Genomic DNA, 26,930 nt, shown 5'->3' on the forward strand with positions numbered 1-26,930 from the left:
TCCCGCCGCAGCGGACTACCCACGACCGGCGCCGCAGGTGGGCCCACCGCCCCTACCGGGCGGGGGACGGCGGCGCCGCAATAGGCACGGATTGAGGGCCGCCGTGCCGGCGGCCCTCAATCAAGCAGCAGCGCCGGCTCTTCAACCACGCTGGCGACGTCGGCGAGGAAGCGGCTGGCGACGTCGCCGTCGACGACGCGGTGGTCGAAGCTGGCGCCGAGGGTGGTGACGTACCGCGGGACGACGTCGCCGTCGACGACCCAGGGCTTCTGCCGGATGGTGCCGAGGGCGATGATCGCCACCTCGCCGGGGTTCAGGATGGGGGTGCCGGTGTCCATGCCGAAGCTGCCGATGTTGGTGATCGTGATGGTGCCGTCGGCCATGTCGGCGGGGGTGCTGCGTCCTTCGCGGGCGGTGACGATCAAGTGCTCGAGCGAACCGGCCAGCTCGCGCATGGTGAGCGCATGGGCGTCCTTCACGTTGGGGACGATCAGGCCACGGGGGGTCGCGGCGGCGATACCGAGGTTCACGTAGTGGCGCACGATGATCTCGCGGTCGGTCCAGCTGGAGTTGACGGTGGGGTTGCGTCGCACGGCCCAGATGATCGCCTTCGCGACGACGAGCAGCGGGGAGATGCGCACGGAGGCGAAGTCGGGCGACGCCTTCAGCCGCTGGATGTACTCCATCGTGCGGGTCGCGTCCACGTCGACGAAGAGGCTGACGTGCGGCGCGGTGAAGGCGCTGGAGACCATCGACTGCGCAATCGCCTTACGGACGCCCTTGACGGGGATCCGCTCCTCCCGGTCGTTCGGCCAGGCCGGCGTCTCGACGTTGCGGAACACGCCGGCCTGCTGCTTCTCGCGCAGCACGTCGTCGCGGGTGACCTCGCCGGCGCTGCCGGTCGGGATGACCTGGGCCAGGTCGACGCCCAGATCCTTGGCGAGTTTGCGGATCGGCGGCTTGACCGGTGATGCGACGCCCGGCTTCGGGGCCGGGGGAGCGGTGCGACGACCGCGCCTGCGGGTGGGCACCGAACCGCTGATGCCGTAGCCGACGAGGACCGCGCCGGAACGCTCCGGCTCCTCGGTGTCCGCCGACTGGGCCCCCTCGACCGACTGCGTGCCGGTCGACTGCGTGCTCGTGACCTGCACCTCGGTCGGCAGGGCCGACTGGGCGGGCGTGTGCAGCGGCGAGCTCAGCTGCTCCGGACCCGTAGAGGCGACCCGGATGATCGGCGTGCCGACCTCGACCGTGTCGCCCTCGGCGACGAGCAGCGCATCGACGAGGCCCTCGTACGGCGACGGCAGCTCGACGAGCGACTTGGCCGTCTCGATCTCGACGATCACCTGGTTGACGGTGACGATGTCGCCCGGGGCGACCTTCCAGGACACGATCTCGGCCTCGGTCAGGCCCTCGCCCACGTCGGGCAGCGCGAAGTGCGATGTCGTCATGCCGGGCTCCTCAGTAGGCCAGGGTGCGGTCGACGGCTTCGAGGACACGGTCGGCATCGGGCAGGTAGAGCTTCTCGAGTCTGGCAGGCGGGTACGGCACGTCGAATGCGGCCACGCGCAGCACGGGCGCCTCCAGCGAGTAGTAGGCCCGCTCGGCGACGGTCGCGGCGATCTCGGAGCCGAGGCTGACGAAGCCGGGTGCCTCCTGGGCGACGACGGCGCGGCCGGTCTTCTCCACCGAGGCGACGACCGGTTCCCAGTCGATGGGGGAGAGGGAGCGCAGGTCGACGACCTCGAGGCTGCGGCCCTCGTCGGCGGCGACTTCGGCGGCCTGCAGCAGCACGCTGACCATCGGCCCGTAGCCGATCACGGTGACGTCGGTGCCGAGGCGCACGACGCGGGACGCGTGCAGCGGCGCGGCCGGCCGGGTCAGATCCACCTCGCCCTTGGGCCAGTACCGGCCCTTCGGCTCGAAGAACATGACCGGATCGTCGGACTCGATGGCCTGCTGGATCATCCAGTACGCGTCGTTCGGCGTACTGGGCGTGACGACGCGCAGGCCCGGCGTGTGTGCGAAGTACGCCTCGGGGCTCTCCTGGTGGTGCTCGATCGACCCGATATGGCCGCCGTACGGCACGCGGATGACGATCGGGAAGCGGGCGGAGCCGTCGTGCCGGTTGGTCAGCTTGGCCAGCTGGCTCGTGATCTGGTCGAAGCCCGGATAGATGAATCCGTCGAACTGGATCTCGCAGACGGTGCGGTAGCCGCGCATCGCGAGACCGATCGCGGTGCCGACGATTCCCGCCTCGGACAGCGGCGTGTCGAGTACGCGCTGCTCGCCGAACTCGGCCTGCAGCCCCTCCGTGACGCGGAACACCCCGCCCAGCCGGCCGATGTCCTCGCCGGCGAGCAGCACCTTGGGGTCGCGCAGCAGCGATTCGCGGAGCCCGGCGTTCAGTGCGCGGGCCATGGGGAGCATCGTCATTCGGTACCGCCGAACGACGCTTCGTAGTCCGCGAGCCAGGCGGCCTGCGCGGTCAGCAGCGGGTGGGGCTCGCTGTAGACGTGGGCGAACATCGACGCCGGCTCGGGATCGGTCAGCTGCAGAGTGCGCCGGCGCACGTCGGCGGCGAGCTGCGCGCCCTCCTGCTCCAGCCCGTCGAACACGTCCTGCCCGACACCGCGGCCGGTGAGGTACGAACGCAGGCGCGTGAGCGGATCGCGCTCGGTCCACGAGGCGAGCTCGGTCTCGGTGCGGTACTTGGTGGGATCGTCGGCCGAGGTGTGCGCGCCGATCCGGTAGGTGAGCGCCTCGATCAGGGCCGGACCGCCGCCGGCCCGCGCCCGGTCCAGGTAGGTGCCGGTGACGGCATACATCGCGAGCACGTCGTTGCCGTCCACCTGCACGCCCGGCATACCGAAGCCGGCGGCACGGCGATACAGCGGGGCGCGGGACTGGCGCTCGACGGGGACCGAGATCGCCCAGTGGTTGTTCTGCAGCAGGAACACCTGCGGGGTCTGGTAACTGGCGGCGAAGATCAGCGCTTCGTTCGTGTCCCCCTGCGAGGTCGCACCGTCGCCGAAGTAGACCATTACCGCCTCGTCCGTCGCCGGATCGCCGGTCGCGGTGGTGCCGTCGAACTGGGCACCCATGGCGTACCCGGTGGCGTGCAGCGTCTGCGAGCCGATGACCAGGGTGTACAGGTGGAAGTTGCCGCGTTCGGACGGCACCCAGCCGCCGAGCGTCCCCCCGCGTAGCAGGCTGAGGATGGAGACGGGGTCGACTCCGCGCACCATGGCCACGGCATGCTCCCGGTAGGCGGGGAAGATGCTGTCCTGCGCTCGGGCGGCCCGGCCGGAGCCGATCTGGGCCGCCTCCTGACCGTACGAGGGGACCCAGAGCGCCAGGTGCCCCTGCCGTTGGAGGTGTCCGGCCTCGACGTCGAAGGCGCGGCAGCGCACCATGTCACCGAGGAAGCCGACCAACTGCTCCGTCGTGACCGCTCCGGCTGCGTCCAGGTATTCCTCGGCGGCCGGTGTCGGCGCCCAGGTGCCGTCCGTCCCGATCATGCGGATCAGATCCGTCGTGTCGGCCACCGCGTCCTCGCCCTCACCCTTGTGCGGTGCGCCATCGGTGCTGCCGCGCCCGCTCCAGTCGGCCGGCACCGCCGACCCGGCGGGCGCCCGGATCAACCTAGTGGGCGGCGCTCAGCAGCGCGTCGCCGGCCACGAGGATGTCGGCCGCCGCCCGCACCAGGGCCTCGACGGACTCCTGCTCGGCGATGGTGACGCGCACGCCCTCACCGCTGAACGGACGGGCGGTGATCCCGTGGGCGTGCAGCACGTCCGCCGCATCGTCGGTGCGCTCGGCGGTCGGCAGCCAGACGAAGTTGCCGTGCGGCCGGGGAATGGACCAGCCCTGGTCGGTCAGTCGCCGCCAGACGTCGTCGCGCAGTGCCGCGATCGCCTCGACGCGGTCCCGCAGTTCGGCCTCGTGGTCGAGCGAGATCAGGGCGGCGGCCTGCGCAAGGCCGGAGACCGAGAACTTGACCGCGCAGGAGCGGGCCGCCGCCAGCACCTCGGCCGACCCGATCCCGTAGCCGACCCGCAGTCCGGCGAGGCCCCAGGCTTTGGAGAAGGTGCGCACGACCGCCACATTGGGATGCCGGTGCACGACCGCATCGCCGTCCACCGGCGCATCCGGACCCGCACTCCGCTGCACGAACTCGCAGTACGCCTCGTCGAGCAGCACGAGCACGTCGGACGGGATGGCGGCCACCAGGCGCTCGAAGTCGGCGGCGGCCACGACGGTGCCGGTCGGATTGTTCGGCGAGCAGACGATGACGGCCCGCGTGCGCGGCGTCACCGCGGCGATCATCGCGTCGATGTCGTGCGCGCCCTCGACGGTGTTCGGCACGGGGACCGGTGTGGCTCCGGCGACCGTGATGACCCCGGGGTAGGCCTCGAAGCTGCGCCAGGCGTGCACCACCTCGTCGCCCGGCCCCGCCACAGCCGTGATCAGCTGGGTGATGACCGACATGGAACCGGCACCTACCTGCACCTCGGCGGGCTGCAGCCCGTGACGCGCCGCGAGCCGCGCGGTCAGCGCCGTCGCCGAGTCGTCCGGGTACCGATTGAATTCGGTCAACTCAGCGACCCGCGCGACGACCGTGGGCAGGGGCGGGAACGGGTTCTCGTTCGAGGAGAGCTTGAATCCGCCCGGCGGCGGGGTGCGGCCCTGCTGGAAGGCGGCGAGCGCAGTGATCTCGGGGCGCAGGCGCACCTGCGCGGGTCGGGTCGTCACCCATCGGAGTGTACGAGGCACCGAAGCGGAGGAGGTGTGGGGCGGCGGGCACACCGCGAACGCGGGACGCCCGATGCCATAGTGGACGGATGCGCCGGTTCGTCGTCCGCGTGGTCGGCAACGCGATCGCCCTCTGGCTGACGACGCTGCTGTTCGCCCTGCTCGGCCAGCCCGCCGGCGTGCGGGTGGAGCCGTACGCCGGCGGTCCGCTGCCGGCGGTCGTGACGTTCCTGCTGCTGGCGCTGCTCTTCGGCTTGGTCAACGGCGTGCTGGGCACGGCCATCCGCATCGTCGCGTTCCCCCTCTACCTGCTGACACTGGGTCTGATCTCGCTGGTCGTCAACGGGCTGCTGTTCCTTTTGGTGGCCTGGATCAGCAGCTGGTTCGGATTCGGCCTGCAGGTCGCCGGATTCTGGGACGGCGTGCTCGGCGCGGTCCTGCTCGGCGTGCTGGGCTGGCTGATCGGCTCGCTGCTGCGGCCGCTTACTGGAAGCGCCCGCTCGTAGCCGGTCGCGGCCGCCGCTGATCCACGTCGCCGGTGGCGCGGCTCGCCTGCCAGCTCGACACGGTGCCGGCGTCGCCGGTGAAGAAGCCGCGAGTCTGCCGCTGGAACCCGGCCACCGGCGCCGCGGACGACCGCTCGGCGTCGAGCAGGGTGCGCACGTACTCGTCGGTCTCGTGCGACGGCACCGCGACTCCGTTGCTGGGCGGCGCCTCGTCGTCGTAGAGGCGCCGCCGCACCACGACGCGGTTCAGCCCGGCGGCGCCGGCGGCGGGTATCCCGGCGATGACGGGCACGGGGTCCTCGTCGTGCTCGAGCGCCAGTACGGGCAGCGAGCGCGGCAGGGCGATCTGGCCGGTCGGCCCGCCCAGGGTCACCACGCCCGCGACGTCGAACCCGCCGTCCGCGGCGACCCGCGTCAAATTCAGGGCGCCCTGCGAGTGCCCCACGAGCAGCACCGGCTGGCCCGGCCGGATCCCGGCGGCGTGCATCGCCCGGACCGTCGCCGTCTGGGCGGCACTCGGCTCGTCGGCGACACCCTGCAGGTTGGCGAGCATGTCGAACGGCTCCCGGTTGTGCACCGGGGCGAAGTGCACCGTACCGGAGGAGTAGACGATCCACCGCACCGCGCCGTCGCCGTCGGCGTAGCGCTCGATACGCAGCTGCGGCGTGGCGGGCCCGTCCTGCGGAACCCGGCGGCCGAGGTCGGCGAGGTCGGTGGGACGGGGCATCGGGCCCGAGCCGCTTCGCTGCAGGCGCAGCCGCGGGTCGGGGTGCTCCAGCAGTAGATAGCCGAATCCGAGCGCCCCGGCGATCGCCTCGGTGCCGAACGGTGCGCCCGGGTCGTTCCGCGCGATCTCCTGCGGGGTCTCGATCAGCAGGAAGCCGCGCAGCAAGTCGTCGGCAGACGAGATGTCGCGCTGCGCTTCGGCGAGCAGCATCGGATCGAGCTGCGGCTCGAAGCGACCGGTCGTCAGCGTGTGCGCGATGGTCTGCTGCAGCAGAGGCAGCAGCGTCAGCTGCAGCTCGGCCCCCGCGGTGACGGCCAGCGGCAGGGGACCGGCTGCCGCGGCGAGCCGGAGTGCGCCCCCGAAGATCGACGCCACCCCCGCGGTGGTCGAGTCGAGGATCGTGACGACCAGATGCTCGACCGCGCCGTACTGCACCGCGGCCGTCCGCACCGCATCCGCAGTCGCGCCGGCGGTGCGCGTCGCGACCCGGCAGTGCGCTGCTGCTGACGCTGCAGCCCCGTCCGCCCGCGCGCGCAGCGCGGGATCGAGCGCCGCCCAGGCCGGCTGCAGCCGCAGAGCGGCGAGGATCGCGTCGATCCGCTGCAGCTCGTCGTGCGTCTCGCCGAGCGCGGCCGCCGCGGCGAGCATCACCGGCGTCTCGACGGCCACACTGCCGCCGCCGGAGACCGTGATCTGGTCGCTCACCGTACCGCGCCGGCGAGCAGCCCCGCGAGCTCGGCGAGCGCGCCGCGCAGGTCGGCGACGGCGCGATGCAGGGCCCGCACGTCGTCCGCGTACGCGCGGGCCGCCGGCGACGCCCAGCCGTCCACCTGCTGCGGCGGCAGTGGCACCGCGTCCGCGCGATGCACCAGACCGCGGGCGTCGCCCGCCAGCACCGAAGCCGCCAGCACCGCGGCCGCCGGTTCGTCCTGAATGCCCATCGCACCTCCGTCGACGACCATCGTCCGACGCAGCGGCGGCGCGGTCCGGTCCAGCGGCCGCCGTCCGGCACGAGCGCCCTGGGTACCCGCCTGGGGAGGAGCGGGCGGGCTTGCCGGAGAATGGGGACGACAGTTCCGTCAGCGACCGCGAGGAGCCCGACCGTGCCAGCCCTGCCCCCGCAACCGCTGTCGCCGCTGGACGGCCGGTATGCCGGTGTCACTGCGCCCCTGGCCGAGCACCTGTCCGAGGCGGCGCTGAACCGGGCGCGCCTGCGGGTGGAGGTCGAGTGGCTGCTCGCACTGGTCGCCACCGGCCAGTTCGGCGTGGAACCCCCCTCCGACACGGCGGCGACTGCGCTGCGCGCCACGGTGCGGGATTTCGGACAGCCGCAGATCGACCGTCTGGCGACGCTGGAGGCCGCCACCCGGCATGACGTGAAGGCCGTCGAGCTGCTGCTGCGGGAACGGCTGGCCGAGCTGGACCTTGCTCGCCTGACGGAGCTGGCGCACTTCGCGATGACCAGTGAGGACGTGAACAATCTGGCGGTCGCCCTGACCGTGCGTGACGCGCTGCACGGGGTGTGGCTGCCCGCCTTCGACGCGGTGCGGGCGCGGATCGGCACGCTGGCGCTGCAGTGGGCGGAGGTCCCGCTGCTCGCCCGCACCCACGGCCAGCCGGCGACGCCCACCACGATGGGCAAGGAGCTGGCGGTCTTCGCCCATCGGTTGCACCGTGTGCGCGACCGCATCACGGGGGTGCGCATCCAGGGCAAGTCGAACGGCGCGAGCGGCACGTACGCCGCGCACGTCGTCGCAGCCCCGCAGGTGGACTGGCCCGCCTTCTCCGAGCGCTTCGTGACCGGCCTCGGGCTGGCCTGGAACCCGTTGACCACGCAGATCGAGTCGCACGACTGGCAGGTGGAGCTCTACGGCGCGATCTCGCACGCGAACGGGGTGCTGCACAACCTGTGCACCGACGCCTGGACCTACATCTCGCAGGGGGTGTGGCGCCAGGTCCCCGTCGAGGGCGCCACGGGCAGCTCGACCATGCCGCACAAGGTCAATCCGATCCGCTTCGAGAACGCCGAGGCGAACCTGGAGCTGTCCACCGGGATCCTCGGCACCCTGGAGCGCACGCTCGTCACCTCCCGGCTGCAGCGGGACCTGACCGACTCCACCACCCAGCGCAACATCGGCGTGGGTTTCGGGCATTCGCTGGTGGCGCTCGACAACCTGCTGCGGGGGCTCTTCGAGATCGACCCGGACCGCGAGGTGCTGGCCGCCGACCTGGCGGCCAACTGGGAGGTGCTGGCCGAGGCGATCCAGACCGTGCTGCGCGCGGAGATCGTGGCGGGCCGCAGCACCGTCACCGATCCGTACGACGCGCTGAAGCAGCTGACCCGCGGCCGGCGGGTGACGCCCGAATCGCTGGCCGCGTTCATCGACGGGCTCGACCTCGGCGACTCGGCACGAGCACGTCTGCGGGGCCTGACCCCCTCGTCGTACACGGGGCTGGCGGCCGACCTCGCGCGTCACTCCGACTGAACCGGCACTCGGAGTGAGCCGGCGCCCGGTCACTCGTGGGGCGGGTCGTCCTCGGGCGGGTGCAGCACGGGGCGATCGCCGTAGGTGGGACTGCCCGATGCGATCAGGGCGAGCATCGCCAACAGCAGCAGCGTGACGATGAACGCGATGCCGGCGAAGATCACGGACACGGTGGGGGAGCGGGAGCCGAGCAGCACGACGACGCCGACGAAGACGCCGACGATCAGGGCCATCGCGATCAATTCGACGGGACGCTGCCGCTCGCGCCGCGTGGAGCCCCCGGAGCCGGTCATGCGGTCTGCCGGGCGGGACGCAGGGACGCTGCGGCGATGCCGAGGTACACCGCGAGCAGCGCGGTCCAGGCGGCCAGCAGTCCGAGGGTGGAGGTGACGGTGAAGGGCAGGAGCAGCAGCAGGACGCCGACCAGCGTGGTCAGGCCGCCCGCCACGATGGCGTCACGCGATGCGGGCCCGGCATCCTGCCGCCGGGCGCCGACCAGCACCTCCAGCACCCCGGTCAGCAGCGCGGTGACCGTGACGATCAGGAGCAGGAAGCCGAATCCGGCACCTGCGAGCAGCACGGCCAGGGCACCGAGCAGCACGCCGACGGCCCCCCGCGCGCGCACCAGGGTGCGCCCGACCGCCGACGGCGTGCTGCGCGCCCCGAGCGCCACCACCGCTCCCTGCAGCACCTCGAAGGCGCCGAAGTAGATCGAACCCGCCCGGGCTGCGGCATCGACGTCGACCGGGACGTGGCCCAGGCTGTCCGCCGACAGGGTGACGACGACGGCGAAGGCGCCGGCGAGCGCGGCGCGCAGCCCCAGCGTGACGCGCAGCGGGTCGCGGGTGGTGGCCATCTGCCGCGTCCCTTCCCGCTCCGCCGGACTTGCCCGCACCTCGGCGATGAACCCACCACTGATGAACAGAGCGCTGATCGGCACTGCGTCGATCGGCACTGCGTCGATCGGCGCCGCGGGAATCGGCAGAGCGAGGATCGACGTTACGCCACGGCCATGTCGGCGAAGCGCGAGTAGCGACCGTGGAAGGCGACGGTGATGGTGTCGGTGGGGCCGTTGCGGTGCTTGGCGACGATGAAGTCGGCGTCGGGGTTCGGCTGGTCGCGGTCGTAGGCGCTGTCGCGGTGCAGCAGGATCACCACGTCGGCGTCCTGCTCGATGGAACCCGATTCGCGCAGGTCCGACAGCGCCGGCCGCTTGTCGGCCCGCTGCTCCGGCCCACGGTTCAACTGCGAGAGGGCGACGACGGGGACCTGCAGCTCCTTGGCCAGCAGCTTCAGCGCCCGGGAGAACTCGCTGACCTCCTGCTGCCGGCTCTCCACCCGCTTGCCGGAGGTCATCAACTGCAGGTAGTCGATGACGACCATCTTCAGGCCGATCTTCTGCTTGAGCCGGCGGCACTTGGCGCGGATCTCGACGAGGCTCATGTTGGGGCTGTCGTCGAGGTAGAGCGGCGCGTCGTTGATGCGGCCCCGGGTGGCGGCGATCTTGGTCCAGTCGTCGCCGTGCAGGGTGCCCTTGCGCATGCTCTGCAGGGGGATGGTGGCCTCGGCGGCCATCAGGCGCATGGCGATCTCGCTGCGGCCCATCTCCAGCGAGAAGAAGATGACGGGCTGGTGGTGGCGGATGGCGGCTGCGCGAGCCATGTCCAGGGCGAGGGTGGACTTGCCGAGCGCGGGCCGGGCGGCGACGATCACCAGTTGGCCGGGATGCAGGCCGTTCGTCAGTTCGTCGAGCTTGGCGAACCCGGTCGGGACGCCGGTCAGTTCGCCGTCACGGCCGGACGCCGCCTCCATCTCGTCGATCGCGGTCGTGACCGCCTCGGTGAGGGGCACATAGTCCTCGGTAGCCGCACCGTGGGTGATGCCGAAGATCTCGGCCTGGGCCTGGTTGACCAGATCGAGCGCGTCGCCCTCGCTGGCGTAGCCGAGCTGCGCGATGTGGGTGCCGGCGTCGACGAGGCGGCGCAGCACCGCCTTCTCGGCGACGATGCCGGCGTAGTAGCCCGCATTCGCGGCGGTGGGTACCAGCGAGGTCAGGGTGTGCAGGTACGACTCCCCGCCCGCCCGCTGGATGTCGCCGGTGCGCGTCAGCTCGTCGCCGACGGCGATCGCGTCGGTCGGCTCGCCCCGGGAGTACAGGGTGAGGATCGCAGCGAAGATCAGCTCGTGCTTCGGAGCGTAGAAGTCGGTCGCGCCCACGCTCTCGAGCACGTCGGCGACCGCGTCGGGCGAGAGCAGCATGCCGCCGAGGGCGCTCTGCTCGGCCAGCATGTGGTGCGGCGGCGTGCGCTCATGCGAGCGCGGCGTCTCGATGCCGCCGCCGTCCCATGGCTCCTGCCCGACGTCCCAGTCGGCGATCGTCACGGTCACCTCCTCTCCTGCGTCACCTGGTCGGCGTCACTGCTTCGTCGTCACTGCTTCGTCGTCACATCGGTCGGGCGTCGTCTGGGCGGGCAGGACCTGATCGGGTACCGCCTGGCGCGTGATTCGGCCGGCGGGACGGCTCCCGCACGGCCTCCCTCGAACGGCCCCTTCGGAGCTTGCCCCCCACCTCCGACATCGCGCGAACCCCCGCTCGACGACATGGCTGACGGTAGCCGGACGGTTGTGCACACCCGTGTGGACGACTCGCCCGTCGAGTCCTATCACCATGTGGAATCGTTGTGGAGAACCGCCGGAAGGAGCCGGCGGCCCTGCGGCGAAGACGGCTCTGACCAGGGGATGGACCCCGTGGATCCGAACTGTGAATAACTACCTTCAACCTGAGGTTGAAGGTGACTTGCTGGCGTGTCCGATGCCACCCGGTGTAGTGCGGCCGTCGCCGGGGAGCCTGCAGCTCAGGAAGCGTGTCGATCAGGAAGCGTGCCGAAGGTGGCGCACACGACGAGGGCGGCGGCCCGCCGGTATTCGGCAGGGCCGCCGCCCTCGTGGTGTGCTCGTCGGATCGGTGACCCGCAAGGACTGTGCGCCCTCAGTGGTCCGCGACGACCTCCAGGGTCACCTGCGCCGTCAGATCGCTCCGCAGCCGGACGGTGGCCTCATAGGCACCGACGGCGCGAATGGGCGACGTCAGCTCGACGGAGCGACGATCGATCGCGCCCAGCCCTGCCGCCTCGATCGCACCGGCCACATCGGCGGCCGAGACCGACCCGAACAGCCGGCCCGCCTGGCCGGTGCGCACCGTCAGAGTCACCGGCCGCGCCTCCAGCACCGCCTTGGTGTGCTGCGCCTCCTCGATGGAGGCCGCCTCTCGGCTGACTCGCGCCGCCTTCAGACTCTCGATCTGCTTCTCGCCACCGCGACTCCACGTCACGGCACGCCCGGTGGGAACCAGGAAGTTGCGGGCATACCCGCCCTTCACCTCCACGACGTCACCGGCGGAACCGAGACCCGAGACCTCCTGGGTCAGGATGAGCTTCGACATATCGTCTCCCCGATCAGCGGCCGGAGCCGGAGTAGGGGAGCAGCGCCATCTCGCGCGCGTTCTTGACCGCGCGGGCGATCAGCCGCTGCTCCTGCACCGAGACGCCGGTGATGCGCCGGGCGCGGATCTTGCCGCGCTCGGAGATGAACTTGCGCAACGTCGCGACGTCCTTGTAGTCGATCAGGCCGACCTTCATGAACTTCGCCGGTGCGACGGGCTTGCCGCCCTTGCCTCGGGTCGGCTTGCGCCGATCCCCGCTGGACTTCCCTGCCACGGTGTTTCCTTTCCAAGATGTGTTCATGCCGCGCCGCCGCTACTGCGGCTGGGCCCCTGGCCCCTACCGGGCCAGGGAGGGTTATAGCTACTCAGGTCCCTGAGGTCGTCGTGCGATTGGCCGCACTCGGCCGGCTCGTGCTCCGGGTTAGAAGGGGGTGTCGTCGTCGTAGGCGCCCGGGGTGCTCCAGCCGTCTGCGCCGCTCGAAGACGAACCCGACCCCGAGCCGCCGGATGAGGTGCCCGGTGCGGCCCACGGGTCGCCGCCGGCGGAACCACCCGAGCCGGAGCCCCCGCCGGCAGAACTCGCCTGGCCGCGGCCGCCACCGGAGCCCGCATACTGCTGGCCGCCTCCGCCACCGCCGGAGCTGCGGGTGACCTGTGCGGTCGCATACCGGAGCGATGGGCCGATCTCGTCGACCTCCAGCTCCATGCTGGTGCGCTTCTCGCCCTCGCGCGTCTCGTACGAGCGCTGCTTGAGCCTGCCGGAGACGATCACGCGGGAGCCCTTGCTGAGCGACCCGGCGACGTGCTCGGCGACGTCGCGCCAGACGCTGGCGCGCAGGAACAGCGCCTCGCCGTCCTTCCACTCGTTGCTCGCACGGTCGAAGTTGCGCGGGGTCGAGGCGATCGTGAAGTTCGCCACGGCCAGGCCGTTCTGCGTGTATCGCAGCTCGGGGTCGGCGGTCAGGTTGCCGACGACGGTGATGGTGGTCTCGCCCGCCACGGCCGGCCTACCTCTCCGCAGTCGCCGGACGCGGCGTGCGGGCGGCCCGGCGGGCACGGGCGGCCGCGTCGACCTCGGCCATCGCGATCGCCTCCTCCGCGCGGAGCACCTTGGTGCGCAGCACCGCCTCGGACAACCCCAGCTGGCGGTCCAGCTCCTTCGTCGCCTCGGCGGACGCAGTCAGGTTGACGACGGCGTAGATGCCCTCGGTCTGCTTGGCGATCTCGTACGCCAGCCGGCGCCGTCCCCAGATGTCGACCTTGTCGACAGTGCCGCCATCCGCGCGGATGACGTTCAGGAACCGGTCCAGGCTGGGCGCGACGGTGCGTTCGTCGATGCTCGGGTCGAGGATGACCATGAGTTCGTACTTGTGCGTCATGTACCCACCTCCTCTGGTCTCAAGCGGTCACGGTCGATCCGTGACAGGAGGGTGTGACGTATGCCGCGGCGGCACAGGTCCGCCGGGCAACCGCAACAGCCTAGCCGCGGCGGCCGGCCCCGTCGACCTCTCCCATCGCCCTCTCCCATCGCCCGCCACCTGACCGTCGAGGAATTCAGGAGATTTCGAGGTATTCAGGCGCACTGCGGCTGAATCCGCCTTCATTTCTCGATTTCGCATGAATTGTTCGCGGCGTCCAAAAGCCAGGAGCGGGAGCGATGCCACGCACGCAGGCGGCGCTCCGCCTCCTCGGCGCCGAGAGGGCCCTCCTCCAGCCGCGCCTCCAGCAGGAAGGAGCGGGCCTCGCCCACGATGCGGCCCGGCGGCACACCGAGGATGCGCATGATCGCCTCGCCGTCCAGGTCGGGTCGGATCGCGCTCAGCGCCTCCTGCTCCTCCAGCACCGCGATCCGGGCCTCCAGGTCGTCGTACGCGATCGACAGCCGGCGCGCCTTCTTCACGTTCCGGGTCGTGACGTCGGCGCGGGTCAGGATGTGCAGGCGCGGCAGCAGCTCGCCGGCGTCGCGGGCGTAGCGGCGGACAGCGGAGTCGGTCCACTCGCCCTCGCCGTAGCCGAAGAAGCGCTGGTGCAACTCGATCAGGCCGAACACCTGATCCACCACGTCGTTCGGGAATCGCAGCGCTTTCAGCCGCTTGCGCGCCAGCTTGGCGCCGACCACGTCGTGGTGGTGGAAGGTGACCTGCCCGTCGGACTCGAACCGCCGCGTCGCCGGCTTGCCGATGTCGTGCAGCAGGGCCGCGAGTCGCAGCACGACGTCGGGCGGCGTCCCAGGGAAGCGTTCCTGCTCCAGATCCACCGCCTGCTCCAGCACAGTCAGACTGTGCTCGTAGACGTCCTTGTGGCGGTGCTGCGAATCGACGGTCAGGCGCAGGGCGGGCAGCTCCGGCAGCACGATCGCGGCCAGCCCGGTGTCGACCAGCAGCCGAAGCCCCGCAGTGGCGCGTGTCGCGGACAGCAGCTTGATCAGCTCGTCGCGCACCCGCTCGGCCGAGACGACCTCGATGCGGGGGGCCAGCGCCTGCATGGCACTGCGCCCGTCGGGGTCGAGCCGGAACCCGAGCCGCGCCTCGAACCGCGCCGCCCGCAGCATGCGCAGCGGGTCGTCGTCGAACGACTCGACCGCCGGCGAGGGGGTCGTCAGCCGCCGCTCCAGCAGCGCCGCGATACCACCGGTCGGATCGACCACCGCTAGGCTCGGCAGGCGCAGGGCGATGGCGTTCACGGTGAAGTCGCGGCGCTTCAGGTCGCCGTGCAGGTCGTCGCCGAACTCCACCTCGGGCTTGCGCGACGACGGCACGTACCGGTCCCGGCGGTAGGTGGTGACCTCCACCTCCTCCCCGGCGACCCGGGCCGCGATCGTCCCGTAGGCGCGCCCCACCTCCCAGACGGCGGAGGCGATGGGCCGGAGGATGCGCGCGATGGCGTCGGGTCTGGCGTCGGTCGTGAAGTCCAGGTCGGCGCCGCGGTGTCCGAGCATCGCATCCCGCACCGGCCCGCCGACCAGGGCCAGCTCGTGCCCGGCCTCGGCGAACGCGGCGCTCAGCCGGGCGACGGCCGGCTGAGCGGCCAGACCGTCGAGCCGGGCGACGGCATCCGCGACCCCGGTCATGCGCACAAGCCTAGGAGCGGGCGCGAAGCCGCCCGCGGTACGCGCGGCACCGACGGTCGGGACGGTGCGCCGCCGTAGACTTCGCCGCATGCGCGGGCCGGTCGGGGGAGCCACCGCGCGCGGGTGGTGAGACGCGGCGCTCACGAGCCCGGGCCCGCCGCGCGGGCCGCCGCCGCGCTGGCCGTAGCCGCGGGCGTGCTGACGGTCGTGGTCGTCCCGCTGACCGGGGGGCAGTCGGCGAGCGCGGCGGCTGCACCCGACGCTTCCACCGCACAGGTGACCGTCGCGCCGACCGACGGGGGAGTCGTGCGAGCGGGTGGCACGCTCCGGGTGCTCGTGGAGGTGCACAACTCGGGTACGACCGCGCTGCCGGCGGGCCGCGCCCGCATCGGACTGGCGCAGCTGCCGCCCGCCAGCACGGCGACGCTGCTGCAACGGCTGCACCAGCCGGCGGTCATCGCGGGCGATCTGCTGGTCGGCACGCCGCGAACACCGGCGATCCCGGCGGGCGAGACCCGTGACGTGCGCGCCACGATCGCCGCCGACACGCTGCGAGCGGTGTTCGGATCGCTGTCGGGCGCGCGGGTGCTGACAGCGACGCTCTCCGCCGCCCAGGCGACATCGGATACCGGCGCGTCGGCCGTCACATGGGTTACTTCGGACTTCGACGCCCGCCCGTCGTTCACCAGCGTGGTGCCCTTCACCGCCCCCGCGACGGCGACGGGTCTGCTGACCGCCGATCAGTTGACGGCGCTGACCGATCCCGCCACCGGCGCGTGGTCCGCCGAGCTCGACGCACTCCGCGGCACGGATGCGGTCATCGCGCTCGACCCGGCCGTCCCGGCGTCCGTGCGGGTGCTCGGCGCGGCCGCTCCGACGCAGGCGACGGACTTCCTGGCCGGCCTCGCGGCGCTGCCGAACGAGTTCGTCCCCCTGCCGTACGCGGACACCGACCTCGCCCTGACACGCGCGGCCGGCGCTCCGAGCCTGCCGAAGGCCACCTCGTTCGCGGGCGCCCAGTCCGGGGCCGAGAGCAGTGATACCGCAACCGGCGCGACGCCGAGCGCGACGCCCGCACCCTCCGCATCCGCGACCCCGTCGACCACGGCCCCGACCGCCGCAGCCCTGACGAGCTGGAACTACTCGGGCGGCACCATCGCCTGGCCGGCCGACGGAGCTGTGGCCGCCGGCGACCTGCGCTTTCTGCGCGACTCCACGGTCGGTGCCGTGCTGATCCCGTCCGCCGCCGTCAACGACACCGCGGCGCGCGCGGCCGCCGGGCCGGCCGCCCGGCTGGGGCGACTGCCCGCGATCCTCAGCGATACCACCACGACCGCACTGCTGAACGCTGCTGTCTCCGCGGGCTCGCCGACCGGCCGCGCCGCGCCCCTGGCCGATCTGATGGCGGTCCTCGCGACCACGAGCGCGGCGGCCGACCCGGCGGCGCTGCTCGCCACGGTCAACCGCGGAGCGGATCCCGCAACCCTGGGTCGCGTCCTGCACGTGCTCGCCGGGGAGCACTGGATCGGGGTCGGCTCGGTCGCCGCACTGCAGCGCACCACAGCGGCGCCGGCTGTGAGCCTGCGTCCGGCGAGGGCGGCGCCTGCGGGCACCGGTACCGCACACGCCCTGGTGACCGCGGAGGCGGCCGGGCGGCGCCTGCTGACCGGCGTGGATGCGGCGCAGCCGCTCCTGTCCTCGCAGCGGCTCGCGCTGCTCGGCGTCCTGTCGAGCGCCTGGCGCGGGGACCCCTCGGGGTGGACGTCCGCCGCGGCGACACTGCGACGCCGGCTGGACGCCACCGCCGGGGGCGTGCACTTCGCTCGGAACGGCAACGTCAACTACTACGGGAACACCGGCAATCTGCCCGTCAGGGTGCAGAACGACCTCGCCTTCCCAGTGAAGGTGACGCTGCAGGGTTCGTCGGACAGCGGTCGCCTCTCGGTGGACGGCGACGCCACAGCGACCCTGCCGGCCAAGTCCGGGCCCTTTCCCATGGTGCTGCCGGTGCACTCGATCAGCAACGGTGAGGTGATCCTGACGACCACGCTGCGGACGACCGGCGGCTCGATCATCGGCACGCCCCTGGAGCGCCGGATCAACGTCGCCGCGGGCTGGGAGACGGTCGGAGCGGTCGTCTTCGGCGTCGCACTGGCCGCCCTGTTCGCCACCGGTGTCTACCGCAACGTCGTTCGGCGGCGTCCCCGTGGCCGCAGGGCGATGGCATGAGCGAGCGCCACGGCATCGGCCGCGCTAGCGCCCTGCTCGCCTCCGGCAGCATCGTCTCGCGCGCGCTCGGCTTCGCTCGGATCGCCGTGCTCGCCGCCGCGATCGGCGTCGTCGGCAGCCCCGGTGCCGACGCCTATCAGACCGCGACGATCGTGCCGAACAGTATCTACGCGATCATCGGCGGCGGCCTGCTGACCGCGGTGCTCGTGCCGCAGATCGTGCGCGCGAGCCGGGACGCCGATGGCGGCGCGGGCTACATCAACAAGCTGACGACGATCGCTCTGATCGGTCTCGGCGCGGTCGCGATCGTCGCGACCGCGCTGTCGCCCGTGCTGATGCAACTGTTCGGCGTGCGAGGCGACGCCCTGCCGCTGGCAACCGCGTTCGCGTTCTGGAGCCTGCCCCAGATCTTCTTCCTGGGGCTCTACACGGTGCTCGGCGAGGTGCTGAACGCCCGTCGATCCTTCGGTCCCTTCACCTGGGCGCCGGTGCTGAACAACGTGGTCGCGCTCGCCACACTGGGGTCGATCGTGCTGCTGTTCGGTGCGAACCCGGGCCGGTCCGTTCAGCAGTACTCCCCGGGCCTGATCGCCCTGCTCGCCGGTGGCGCGACCCTGGGCATCGCGGCGCAGGCGCTGGTGCTGACCCTGGCCTGGCGGCGGGCGGGCCTCACGTATCGGCCCGACTTCCGCTGGCGCGGGGTGAACCTCGGTGCCACCGGGCGGGCGGGCGCCTGGACCTTCGGCATGCTGATCGCCACCCAGGTGGCCGGCGCCGTGGAGACGAACATCGCGAACATCGCCGCCGGCACCTCGTCGGTCGCCGTGATGAGCACCTCGTGGCTCATCTTCATGCTGCCCCACGGCATCATCACGGTCTCTCTGATCACCGTGTTCTACCCGCGGATGAGCGAGCACGCGGCGTCCGGGGATCTGGCAGCCGTGCGGGCCGACGTCGCGCAGGCCGTCCGCATCCTGCTGCTGGTCGTGGTGGCGGCCGACGCCGCCCTGCTGGTCGCCGCGCTGCCGTTCGCACGGTTCTTCACCGACTCCGCCGCCCAGGCCGGCGCGATGGCGGCGGTGCTCATCGGCTACCTCGTCGGCCTGCTGCCGTTCACCCTGCTGTTCGTCGTGCAGCGGGCGTTCTACTCCCTGGCCGACACCCGCACCCCCTTCCTGTTCACCATGGCGCAGGTCGTCGTGATCGTCGCCGGCGTCCTTGCCTGCAGCGCCCTGCCGACCGGAGCGATCGCCGCCGGCATCGCCCTGGTCGTCACCCTCGCCACGACCATCCAGCTCGCGATCGCCGCCGTGCTCCTGCGCCGTCGGCTGGGCGGCCTGGGCGGACGCCCGGTCGTGGCCGCCACCGCCCGGTACCTGCTGGCCGGCGCGGTCGCCGCCGGGGTCGGAGTGGTCCTGCTGATCCTTCTGGGGGGCTTCGACGACGGCTTCGCGGTCGCCTCCAAGGGGCTCGGGCTGCTCACGACCGCGCTGATCGGGTTGACAGTCGCGGTCGTGTACACAGCCGTGCTGCTCGCCCTCAAGTCCCCTGAGCTGGGGGTGGCGATCGACCTGATCAAAGCGCGGATTGCACCCACCGTCACGCCGCTCGACCGGGTGGAATAGGGGGGTCTTACCATGGGTTCTTCTCCCTGACGGCCGAATCGGCCGCGAGCGAACACGATTCACGAATGCGGAGGATCGCCCGATGTCGGATCAGGTACGTCAGGTCGTCATCATCGGATCCGGGCCTGCCGGCTACACCGCCGCGATCTACGCGGCCCGCGCGGGACTCCGGCCACTGATGATCGCCAGCTCGGTCGACGCCGGCGGCGAGTTGATGAACACGACCGATGTCGAGAACTTCCCCGGGTTTCCCGAGGGCGTGCAGGGCCCCGACCTCATGGACCGGTTCCGTGAGCAGGCCGAGAAGTTCGGGACCGAGATCCTGCTCGACGACGTGACCGAGGTCGACCTGGCCGGCGACATCAAGACCGTGCGGACCGGCGGTGGGCAGACCTTCCGCGCCCTCACGGTGATCCTCTCCACCGGCTCCGCCTACCGGCGCCTGGGCCTGGCCGACGAGGACCGCCTCTCCGGCCACGGTGTCTCGTGGTGCGCCACCTGCGACGGCTTCTTCTTCCGCAACAAGACCATCGCGGTCGTCGGCGGCGGCGATTCGGCGATGGAGGAGGCGACGTTCCTGACGCGCTTCGCCGAGAAGGTCTACGTGGTGCACCGCAAGGACTCGCTGCGGGCCTCCAAGATCATGCAGCAGCGCGCCTTCGACAACGCCAAGATCGAGTTCGTCTGGAACAGCGCGGTCGCGGGGATCGAGGGTGCCGAGGCCGTCGAGCAGATCCGCCTGTCGTCGACCACCGGTGGTGAGGACCGCACGCTGGCTGTCAGCGGCGTCTTCATCGCAATCGGCAACGACCCCCGCACCGGACTCGTGAGCGAGCAGCTCGCCCTGACGCCCGAGGGCACTGTGCAGGTCGACGGCCGCTCATCCCGCACCAGCATCGCCGGGGTGTTCGCCGCCGGGGACGTCATCGACCCGACCTATCGACAGGCGATCACCGCGGCCGCATCCGGCACCGTCGCCGCGCTGGACGTGGAGCACTACCTGGCCGACCTGCCCACCGCACTGCTGTCCGAGGCGGACGCCGTGGACGAGAAGGACAGCGCGCCGTCCGCGGGGTCGACCGAAACACCGGCCGGCCAGCTGGTCGGCACCCACTGACGTCTGGACCGCTCCGCGACCCGGATCCGAGTACAAGCATGAAGAACAGGGAGATCGCATATGCGTGAAGTGACGGATGCCACATTCGATGCCGAGGTGCTGCAGTCCGACAAGCCCGTGCTCGTCGACTTCTGGGCGGAGTGGTGCGCACCGTGCCGCCGGGTCGGCCCGATCCTGCAGCAGATATCGGAGGAGCACGCCGACAAGCTCGAGATCGTCAAGCTGAACGTCGACGACAACCCAGAGACGGCCATGAAGTACCAGATCACCTCGATTCCCGCCATGAAGCTCTACTCCGGCGGCCAGGTCGTGAAGACCGTTATCGGCGCCAAGCCCAAGCCGGCCATCGAGGCCGATCTCGCTTCCGTCCTCGCGTAACACCCGCTCCTGAACGCGGGGGGTTCGGCCCCCGGTACCCTGAAGCGGTGTCAGACCTGCTGCCGGATCCCCGTTCCGGCGCGGGAACGAACCTCGACCGCTGGTACGACACCTACGCCGCACGGACGGCCGGGCTCGCCGCCAGCGAGGTCCGCGCCCTGTTCGCCGTGGCGTCCCGCCCCGAGGTCGTCTCGCTGGCAGGCGGTATGCCGTACGTGCGGGCGATCCCGCGGGAACTGATCGCGACCGCGTTCGATCGCCTGCTGCTGGAGGATGCTCCGGCTGCCCTGCAGTACGGCTCCGGCCAGGGCACGCCCCGACTGCGCGAGCACATCCTCGAAGTGATGGCGCTGGAGGGCATCCACGCCTCCGCCGACGACGTCGTGACCACCACCGGGTCCCAGCAGGCCATCGACCTCGTGACCAAGCTGTTCATCGACCCGGGTGACGTGGTCCTGGCCGAGGGGCCGAGCTACGTCGGGGCGCTCGGGGTCTTCCGGTCCTATCAGGCGGAGGTCGTGCATGTGCCGCTGGACGCGGACGGGCTGATCCCGGAGGCGCTCGAGGCGGCGATCGCCACGCAGAAGGCGGCCGGCCGACACATCAAGTTCCTCTACACGGTGCCGAACTTCCACAATCCTGCCGGCGTGACCCTGTCCGCGGAGCGCCGTCCGCGGATCGTGCAGATCTGCAGCGATGCCGGGGTCCTGATCGTCGAGGACAACCCCTACGGCCTGCTCTGGTTCGATGCGCCGCCTCCGCCGCCGCTGCAGACGCTCAACCCGGACGGCGTGGTGTACCTGGGCTCGTTCTCCAAGACCTTCGCCCCCGGCTTCCGCGTCGGCTGGGCCGTCGCTCCGCACGCGGTGAAGGAGAAGCTGGTGCTGGCCGCCGAGTCGGCGATCCTGTCGCCGAGCACGTTCAGCCACTACCTGATCAGCGAATACCTGGAGACGGTGGACTGGCAGGGCCAGATCGCCACCTTCCGCGACGTCTACCGCGAGCGGCGCGACGCGATCCTGGCGGCGCTCGCGAAGTACCTGCCCGACCTGACCTGGAACGTGCCCGACGGCGGGTTCTACGTGTGGGTGGGCCTGCCCGACGAGCTGCACTCCAAGCAGATGCTGCCCCGCGCCGTCCGGGAGTTGGTGGCCTACACACCCGGTACCGGCTTCTACGCCGACGGGCAGGGCGGGCGGCAGATGCGGCTGTCGTTCTGCTATCCCACGCCGGCCGAGATCGAGGTGGGTGTGCAACGGCTCGCCGCCGTCGTGAACGGCGAACTCGAGCTGGTGCGCTCGTTCCGCGGCACCGGTTCCCTCACTCCGTCCACCCCGGAGCACTCGGTGACCACGCCGCCGCCCGACCTCCGCTGACCGCGACCGACCGGAGACGAGCAGATGAGCACAGCGATGAGCACAGCGCCCGACGTCGTCGTTCTCGCGGGTGGCATCTCGCACGAGCGGGACATCTCGCTGCGGTCGGGCCGACGGGTGGCGGACGCGCTGACCGGGTTCGGCTGGCACGTGCGCGTGCTCGACTCCGATGCCCGGCTGCTGCCGAGCCTGCTGGAACGGCGACCCGACGTCGTCTGGCCCGCCCTGCACGGCGCAAGCGGCGAGGACGGAACCCTTCGATCGTTCTTCGACGCCACCGGCCTCACCTATGTCGGCTCACGGGGAGCCGCGGCGCGGCTGGCCTGGGACAAGCCTGCAGCCAAACGCCTGATCGGCCAGGCAGGCGGAGCGACCCCGCCGTGGCTGTCGATGACGCGCGACGTGTTCCGCGAGGTCGGGGCGCAGGCGGCGATCGACCTGATCGGCACCGCGTTCCCCGAACCCGTGGTGAAACCGGCCCGCGGCGGCTCGGCGCAGGGAGTCACGATCGTGCGCGACAGCAACCGGCTGCCCAGGGCGCTGATGGACGCGTTCACCTATGGCGACGAGCTGCTGGTGGAGGAGCGGGTGGACGGCACCGAGATCGCCGTCAGCGTGCTGGAGGACGACGACGGGGTGCACGCCCTGCCGGCGGTGGAGATCGTGCCGACCGGCGGCGTCTACGGGTTCGAGGAGCGGTACAACGCGGGGGAGACGCGCTTCTACACCCCGGCACGCATCGCCGAGTCGGCGGCGACGGCGGCCGCCGAACTGGCGGTGCTCGCCCACCGCGTGCTGGGGCTGCGCCACCTGTCTCGCATCGACCTGATCGTCGATGCATCGGGCTCGCCGTGGTTCCTGGAGGCGCAGGTCTCGCCGGGCCTGACCGAGACGTCGCTGCTGCCGCAGTCCCTCATCGCCTCCGGCGGCGATCTGGGCCAGGCATACGCCGCCTTGGCCAGCCGGGCCCTCGCGGACTGACGTTCCACAGGAAACCACTCTGCCGGTCAGGCGTTTTACCCGCCTGACAAGCCCGGCACATCGCGCCAGGGCCGGAACTTACGCCCGGCGAGCACAGCACGACGGGCGGAGGGCTGCCTGCCGCCGGCCGGTCAGCGGCGGCGGCCCTCCGCCAGGGAGCTCTCGCGGGCCTCGCCGTCGGCCCATCCGGGCTCGCCGATCTGGTCGAGGATGCGGTTCAGGTCGCCGACGGAGGCGAAGTCGATGACGATCTGACCGCGACTGGCGTTCAGGTTCACCCGTACGCGGGTGTCGAAGCGGTCGCCCAGCCGGTCGGCGATCTCGTCCAGCTGCTCCGAGCGGCGCCCGGTGGACTTCTTCGCCTTCGCGGGACCCGCCATCTTGATCGCGGCGGTCTCGGCCTGCCGCACCGTCAGCTCCTCGCTGACGATCTTGTCCGCCAGCTTGTCCATCAGGTCGGGATCGACGACCGACAGCACCGCCCGGGCGTGGCCGGCGGTCAATACACCGGCGGCGACGCGGCGCTGGATGTGCTCGGGCAGCTTCAGCAGCCGGACGGTGTTCGTGATCATCGGGCGCGATCGGCCGAGCCGGGTGCCCAACTGCTCGTGCGTGATCGCGAAGTCGGCCATCAGCTGCTGGTAGGCGGACGCCTCCTCCAGCGGATTCAACTGCGAGCGGTGCAGGTTTTCCAGCAGCGCGTCCTGCAGCATCTGCTCGTCGGCGGTGTCCTTGATCACCGCGGGGATCGTCTTCAGCCCGGCGGCCCTGGTGGCGCGGAGCCGGCGCTCGCCCATCACCAGCTCGTAGCGGACGCCCTCTCCCGGGGGGAGTGGCCGTACCACGATGGGCTGCAGCACCCCGTTCTCGCGGATGGAGTGCACGAGCTCGTCGAGCGCCTCCTGATTGAAGTCGGTGCGCGGCTGATGCGGGTTCGGCCGGATCTCGTCCGGCGAGAGCGCCGCGAGGCGCGCACCGGGCACGGCGACGAGCGACTCGTCGCCGCCGGCCGCCTCGAAGAAGACGTCCACTGGACGCGCGGCGTCGTTCATCGGGATGAGCGCACCGATACCGCGCCCCAACCCGGTGCGCTTCGGCACGCTCATGCGGCACCCCTTCGTGCGATCTCCGCGGCGGCTTCGAGATAGGAGAGCGAGCCGGGGGAGTTCGGGTCGTACGTGATGACGCTCTGCCCGTAGCTCGGCGCCTCCGACACCCGCACCGATCGCGGTATCACGCTGGACAGCACCTGCTGCGGAAAGTGCTCCCGCACGTCGGCCGCCACCTGGTTCGCCAGATTGGTGCGGGCATCGAACATCGTGAGCAGGATGGTGGAGACCGCCAGGTGCGGGTTCAGGTGCTTCTCGATCAGGTCGATGTTGCGCAGCAACTGGCTGAGCCCCTCCAGCGCGTAGTACTCGCACTGGATCGGGATCAGCACCTCGGTCGCCGCGACGAAGGCGTTGATGGTGAGCAGGCCGAGCGACGGCGGGCAGTCGATGAAGACGTAGTCGAACGGGTCCTCGATCGTCTCCAGATAGGCCTTCAACGCCGTACGGAGCCGCTGCTCCCGTGCCACCAGCGAGACCAGCTCGATCTCAGCTCCGGCCAGATGGATGGTGGCGGGGATACACGACAGCGTGGGGAACTCGGGGGAGACCTGCACGACATCGTCCATCGGCGCGTCGCCGATGATGACGTCGTAGACGCTGACCGTGTCGCTGCGGTGCTCGACACCGAGCGCCGTGGAGGCGTTGCCCTGCGGATCCAGGTCGATGGCCAGAACCCGCATGCCCGACTTCGCCATCGCGGCGGCCAGATTCACCGTCGAGGTGGTCTTGCCGACGCCGCCCTTCTGGTTCGCGACGGTGAAGATCCGCGTCGCCGCGGGCCTGGGCAAGCTGGTTCCCTGGATGCGGGCGCGCCTGCGGGTGATGTCCGCCAACTCGCGGGCGAGCGGTGTGGAGCTGTCGAACCGCGAGGCGGTGTCGCCGAGTGGTGCCGGTCTCACGGAGAACCCCTCCTCGGCAAAATGGTTCACGTCGTCCGGACTGTAGCCGTGACGACCCGTGTGGGTTCGAGCGCCATGCCCGTGCCGAGCACATTGACCCCCACCTCGGTCAGGCCGAGCCGACGGACGACGCCTGCCGCCGCGGCCAGCTCGTCGGCCGCAGTCGCCCCCTTCATCAGCAGCAGCCGACCGCCGGGCCGCGCGAGCGGGGCGGTGAGGGGCAGCAGCGTCGTCAGTGCACCGACCGCGCGGGCCGTCACCACATCGAACCGGGTGCCGGCTGCGACGTCCTCTGCTCGCGCGCGCAGCACCGTCACGGACGCGAGTCCGAGTCGTTCCGCCTCCTGGATCAGCCAGTCGGTTCGCCGCTGCATGGGCTCGATCAGGGTGACGACCAGGTCGGGTCGGGCGGCGGCGAGCACCAGACCGGGAAGCCCTGCTCCGCTGCCGACGTCGGCGACGGTCGATCCGGGCGGTACGGCGGAGGCGAGCAGGCCGCAGTTCAGCACGTGCCGACTCCACAGGCGGGCGGGTTCGCGCGGGCCGATCAGACCGAGCACGACTCCCCGGTCCGCCAGGTCGGCGGTGTACCGGCGGATCAGCGGCAGGGCCGAACCGAAGACCTGCTGTGCGACCGGTGGCTCGGCCTCGAGGAGCGATTCGACCGGGGCGGCTGCGGATGGCTCCTGCCGGGTCACGCCCGAGTGATCACGGTGTGGCGGGCGGACCCTTCACCCTCCGAATGTGAGGCGAGGGCGTGCTCGGCGACGAGGTCGTGCACCAGCTTGCGCTCGTAGGACGACATCGCCGGTAGGGACACCTGCTCCTGCCCCGACTGCAGAGTGAGCACGGCGGACTCGACCAACTGCCGCAGTTCACGGCTGCGCTGGTCGCGGCTGCCGCCGATGTCGAGGATCAACCGGGCGGGCTCCCCGGTCTTCGTCTGGACCGCGAGGCGGGTCAGGTCCTGCAGCGCAGTGACGGTCTCGCCGGCAGACAGCAGACGGAGTGCACCGGGATCGTCGGCGCTGACCGTGACGGTCGCGCGCCCCTGCACCTGATCGATCTCGATGTCCCCCTCGAGGTCGCAGATGTCCAGCAGCCCCTCGATGAAGTCCGCGGCGTGATCGCCGACCTCCATCAGTGCCGTGTCGCCGCCGGGCTCTTCCGAGGTCGGCGCGGTGTTCTTCGGCCCGGTGCTGTCTGGTTCGCTCACGCGCGGCCCTCTCCGGCGCGTTTGGCACGATTCTTGCTCATGGGCTGCACCCGCTGCGTGGTCGGTCGACGGACAGCGACGGGCGGAGTCGAATCGGTCGCGTCCTGCGGGGCGGCCGGCGGCTCGCCTGCGGCGAGCGCCGCCCGCTCCTGACGCCGCTGATCGCGACGGGCGAGCCGGGCGTCGCGCTCCTTGGCGGCGTCGCTGCCCGGGGTGGGGGAGTTGCGGATGACGATGAACTGCTGACCCATCGTCCAGACGTTGGAGAAGACCCAGTAGAACATCACGCCCAGCGGGAACGCGACGCCGGAGAAGATGAAGACGAACGGCAGGATGTAGAGCAGGACCCGCTGCTGCTTGTACATCGGGCTGGCCTTGGTCTCGGGCGAGACGTTCTTGGCCATGATCTGCAGTTGTGTGAAGAACTGCGAGGCGCTCATCAGGATGATCATGATGATCGCGATCGTGACGACGAGCGCGGGGTTCGCCCCGGTGCCGGCGGTGCCGATGGATGACTTCAGCGGTGCGCCGAACAGGCTCGAACTGCCGAAGGAGAGCGACAGCGCGGTGTTCATCAGGCCGACGCCGTGCGGGGTGGTCTCGTGCGCCGCGTTGTTCAGCACCTGGAACAGGCTGAAGAAGATCGGCATCTGCGCCAGCAGCGGGAAGCACGACGACAGCGGGCTGGTCCCGGTGTTGCGGTACAACTCCATGGTCTCGCGGCTCATCGCCTCGCGGCTGAACTGATCGCGCTTGCCCTTGTACTTCTCCTGGATCTTCTTCAGCTGCGGGGCGATCTCCATCATCTTGCGCTGGCTCTTGATCTGCCGCACGAACAGCGGGATCAGCGCCGAGCGCACCACGAGCACCAGTCCGAGCACCGAGAGCACCCAGGTCAGGCCGGCGTTCGGGTCGAGGTGCACGATGTCGGACCAGAAGAAGTGGAAGCCGACGAGGATCGCCTCGATGACCCATTTGAAGGGCCAGAGGACGGTACTGATGGGATCCATG

At 71.2% G+C, this 26,930-nt stretch carries 27 protein-coding genes; 8 read left to right on the plus strand and 19 right to left on the minus strand.

The window, feature by feature from the left end:
- Positions 1-116 precede the first annotated feature (116 nt).
- The 4 genes from ACFE7H_RS10260 to ACFE7H_RS10275 all read right to left on the minus strand — a co-directional run bounded on the left by ACFE7H_RS10260 (position 117) and on the right by ACFE7H_RS10275 (position 4,755).
- Positions 117-1,451: a dihydrolipoamide acetyltransferase family protein gene (locus tag ACFE7H_RS10260; protein WP_375401135.1), complete on the minus strand. Its 1,335-nt coding sequence runs from the start codon at positions 1,449-1,451 to the stop codon at positions 117-119.
- A 10-nt stretch (positions 1,452-1,461) separates the two neighbouring features.
- Positions 1,462-2,436, minus strand: coding sequence for an alpha-ketoacid dehydrogenase subunit beta (locus ACFE7H_RS10265; RefSeq protein ID WP_375401136.1), 975 nt, complete (start codon positions 2,434-2,436; stop codon positions 1,462-1,464).
- Positions 2,433-3,548: a thiamine pyrophosphate-dependent dehydrogenase E1 component subunit alpha gene (locus ACFE7H_RS10270; RefSeq protein ID WP_375401137.1), complete on the minus strand. Its 1,116-nt coding sequence runs from the start codon at positions 3,546-3,548 to the stop codon at positions 2,433-2,435. Before ACFE7H_RS10270 ends, ACFE7H_RS10265 begins: the two co-directional genes overlap by 4 nt.
- Before the next feature lie 97 nt (positions 3,549-3,645).
- Positions 3,646-4,755, minus strand: a complete 1,110-nt coding sequence (locus ACFE7H_RS10275) for a histidinol-phosphate transaminase (protein ID WP_375401138.1) — start codon at positions 4,753-4,755, stop codon at positions 3,646-3,648.
- 89 nt (positions 4,756-4,844) lie between these two features.
- On the opposite strand from ACFE7H_RS10275, the gene ACFE7H_RS10280 reads away from it, so the two are divergent.
- The gene (locus ACFE7H_RS10280; RefSeq protein WP_375401139.1) at positions 4,845-5,261 is read left to right on the plus strand and encodes a phage holin family protein; all 417 of its coding nucleotides are present in this window, start codon (positions 4,845-4,847) and stop codon (positions 5,259-5,261) included.
- Here the strand turns inward: ACFE7H_RS10280 and ACFE7H_RS10285 are convergent.
- Entirely contained in the window at positions 5,239-6,693 is a 1,455-nt protein-coding gene (locus tag ACFE7H_RS10285) for a hypothetical protein (protein ID WP_375401140.1), read from the minus strand. The genes ACFE7H_RS10280 and ACFE7H_RS10285 overlap by 23 nt on opposite strands.
- A complete protein-coding gene (locus ACFE7H_RS10290; RefSeq protein ID WP_375401141.1) occupies positions 6,690-6,929 on the minus strand; it encodes a hypothetical protein in 240 nt (79 codons plus the stop codon). The genes ACFE7H_RS10285 and ACFE7H_RS10290 overlap by 4 nt, the downstream gene beginning before the upstream one ends.
- A gap of 162 nt (positions 6,930-7,091) precedes the next feature.
- Between ACFE7H_RS10290 and purB the strand changes: the two genes are divergently transcribed.
- Positions 7,092-8,474, plus strand: a complete 1,383-nt coding sequence (gene purB / locus ACFE7H_RS10295) for an adenylosuccinate lyase (protein WP_375401142.1) — start codon at positions 7,092-7,094, stop codon at positions 8,472-8,474.
- A 29-nt stretch (positions 8,475-8,503) separates the two neighbouring features.
- Here purB and ACFE7H_RS10300 read toward each other — a convergent pair whose 3' ends face one another.
- From ACFE7H_RS10300 to ACFE7H_RS10335, 8 genes are all read right to left on the minus strand, one after another.
- Entirely contained in the window at positions 8,504-8,767 is a 264-nt protein-coding gene (locus ACFE7H_RS10300) for a hypothetical protein (protein ID WP_375401143.1), read from the minus strand.
- Positions 8,764-9,429: a hypothetical protein gene (locus tag ACFE7H_RS10305; RefSeq protein WP_375401144.1), complete on the minus strand. Its 666-nt coding sequence runs from the start codon at positions 9,427-9,429 to the stop codon at positions 8,764-8,766. The genes ACFE7H_RS10300 and ACFE7H_RS10305 overlap by 4 nt, the downstream gene beginning before the upstream one ends.
- A 44-nt stretch (positions 9,430-9,473) precedes the next feature.
- Positions 9,474-10,763 carry a replicative DNA helicase gene (gene dnaB, locus ACFE7H_RS10310; RefSeq protein ID WP_375401173.1) on the minus strand — a complete coding sequence of 430 codons (1,290 nt, stop codon included), beginning with the start codon at positions 10,761-10,763 and terminating at the stop codon, positions 9,474-9,476.
- A 700-nt stretch (positions 10,764-11,463) separates the two neighbouring features.
- Positions 11,464-11,916, minus strand: coding sequence for a 50S ribosomal protein L9 (gene rplI, locus ACFE7H_RS10315; protein ID WP_375401145.1), 453 nt, complete (start codon positions 11,914-11,916; stop codon positions 11,464-11,466).
- Positions 11,917-11,929: 13 nt separating this feature from the next.
- Entirely contained in the window at positions 11,930-12,190 is a 261-nt protein-coding gene (gene rpsR, locus ACFE7H_RS10320; RefSeq protein WP_375401146.1) for a 30S ribosomal protein S18, read from the minus strand.
- A gap of 147 nt (positions 12,191-12,337) precedes the next feature.
- On the minus strand, positions 12,338-12,916 hold the full coding sequence (locus ACFE7H_RS10325; protein ID WP_375401147.1) for a single-stranded DNA-binding protein: 579 nt from the start codon (positions 12,914-12,916) through the stop codon (positions 12,338-12,340).
- Positions 12,917-12,923: 7 nt separating this feature from the next.
- Positions 12,924-13,295: a 30S ribosomal protein S6 gene (gene rpsF, locus ACFE7H_RS10330; protein ID WP_375401148.1), complete on the minus strand. Its 372-nt coding sequence runs from the start codon at positions 13,293-13,295 to the stop codon at positions 12,924-12,926.
- A 221-nt stretch (positions 13,296-13,516) separates the two neighbouring features.
- Positions 13,517-14,986, minus strand: coding sequence for a CCA tRNA nucleotidyltransferase (locus ACFE7H_RS10335; RefSeq protein ID WP_375401149.1), 1,470 nt, complete (start codon positions 14,984-14,986; stop codon positions 13,517-13,519).
- A gap of 126 nt (positions 14,987-15,112) precedes the next feature.
- On the opposite strand from ACFE7H_RS10335, the gene ACFE7H_RS10340 reads away from it, so the two are divergent.
- From ACFE7H_RS10340 to ACFE7H_RS10365, 6 genes are all read left to right on the plus strand, one after another.
- On the plus strand, positions 15,113-17,215 hold the full coding sequence (locus tag ACFE7H_RS10340) for a DUF6049 family protein (RefSeq protein WP_375401150.1): 2,103 nt from the start codon (positions 15,113-15,115) through the stop codon (positions 17,213-17,215).
- Complete coding sequence (gene murJ / locus ACFE7H_RS10345) at positions 17,212-18,840, plus strand: murein biosynthesis integral membrane protein MurJ (RefSeq protein ID WP_375401151.1); 1,629 nt, start codon at positions 17,212-17,214, stop codon at positions 18,838-18,840. The genes ACFE7H_RS10340 and murJ overlap by 4 nt, the downstream gene beginning before the upstream one ends.
- A gap of 82 nt (positions 18,841-18,922) precedes the next feature.
- Positions 18,923-19,957, plus strand: coding sequence for a thioredoxin-disulfide reductase (gene trxB, locus ACFE7H_RS10350; protein WP_375401152.1), 1,035 nt, complete (start codon positions 18,923-18,925; stop codon positions 19,955-19,957).
- A gap of 60 nt (positions 19,958-20,017) precedes the next feature.
- Complete coding sequence (trxA, locus tag ACFE7H_RS10355) at positions 20,018-20,335, plus strand: thioredoxin (RefSeq protein ID WP_375401153.1); 318 nt, start codon at positions 20,018-20,020, stop codon at positions 20,333-20,335.
- Positions 20,336-20,382: 47 nt separating this feature from the next.
- Entirely contained in the window at positions 20,383-21,711 is a 1,329-nt protein-coding gene (locus ACFE7H_RS10360; protein ID WP_375401154.1) for a PLP-dependent aminotransferase family protein, read from the plus strand.
- 24 nt (positions 21,712-21,735) lie between these two features.
- Complete coding sequence (locus tag ACFE7H_RS10365; RefSeq protein WP_375401155.1) at positions 21,736-22,692, plus strand: D-alanine--D-alanine ligase; 957 nt, start codon at positions 21,736-21,738, stop codon at positions 22,690-22,692.
- A gap of 131 nt (positions 22,693-22,823) precedes the next feature.
- Here ACFE7H_RS10365 and ACFE7H_RS10370 read toward each other — a convergent pair whose 3' ends face one another.
- From ACFE7H_RS10370 to yidC, 5 genes are read right to left on the minus strand one after another with little or no spacing between them, the layout of a single operon-like run.
- The gene (locus ACFE7H_RS10370) at positions 22,824-23,798 is read right to left on the minus strand and encodes a ParB/RepB/Spo0J family partition protein (protein ID WP_375401156.1); all 975 of its coding nucleotides are present in this window, start codon (positions 23,796-23,798) and stop codon (positions 22,824-22,826) included.
- On the minus strand, positions 23,795-24,703 hold the full coding sequence (locus ACFE7H_RS10375) for a ParA family protein (RefSeq protein ID WP_375401157.1): 909 nt from the start codon (positions 24,701-24,703) through the stop codon (positions 23,795-23,797). Before ACFE7H_RS10375 ends, ACFE7H_RS10370 begins: the two co-directional genes overlap by 4 nt.
- A 26-nt stretch (positions 24,704-24,729) precedes the next feature.
- On the minus strand, positions 24,730-25,401 hold the full coding sequence (gene rsmG, locus ACFE7H_RS10380; protein ID WP_375401158.1) for a 16S rRNA (guanine(527)-N(7))-methyltransferase RsmG: 672 nt from the start codon (positions 25,399-25,401) through the stop codon (positions 24,730-24,732).
- Positions 25,398-25,919 (minus strand): protein jag, encoded by a 522-nt coding sequence (locus tag ACFE7H_RS10385; RefSeq protein ID WP_375401159.1) that lies wholly within the window; start codon positions 25,917-25,919, stop codon positions 25,398-25,400. Before ACFE7H_RS10385 ends, rsmG begins: the two co-directional genes overlap by 4 nt.
- Complete coding sequence (yidC, locus tag ACFE7H_RS10390) at positions 25,916-26,929, minus strand: membrane protein insertase YidC (RefSeq protein ID WP_375401160.1); 1,014 nt, start codon at positions 26,927-26,929, stop codon at positions 25,916-25,918. Before yidC ends, ACFE7H_RS10385 begins: the two co-directional genes overlap by 4 nt.
- Between the last annotated feature and the right edge of the window lies 1 nt (position 26,930).

The organism is uncultured Amnibacterium sp. (genome assembly GCF_964250715.1).
Classification (GTDB): domain Bacteria; phylum Actinomycetota; class Actinomycetes; order Actinomycetales; family Microbacteriaceae; genus Amnibacterium.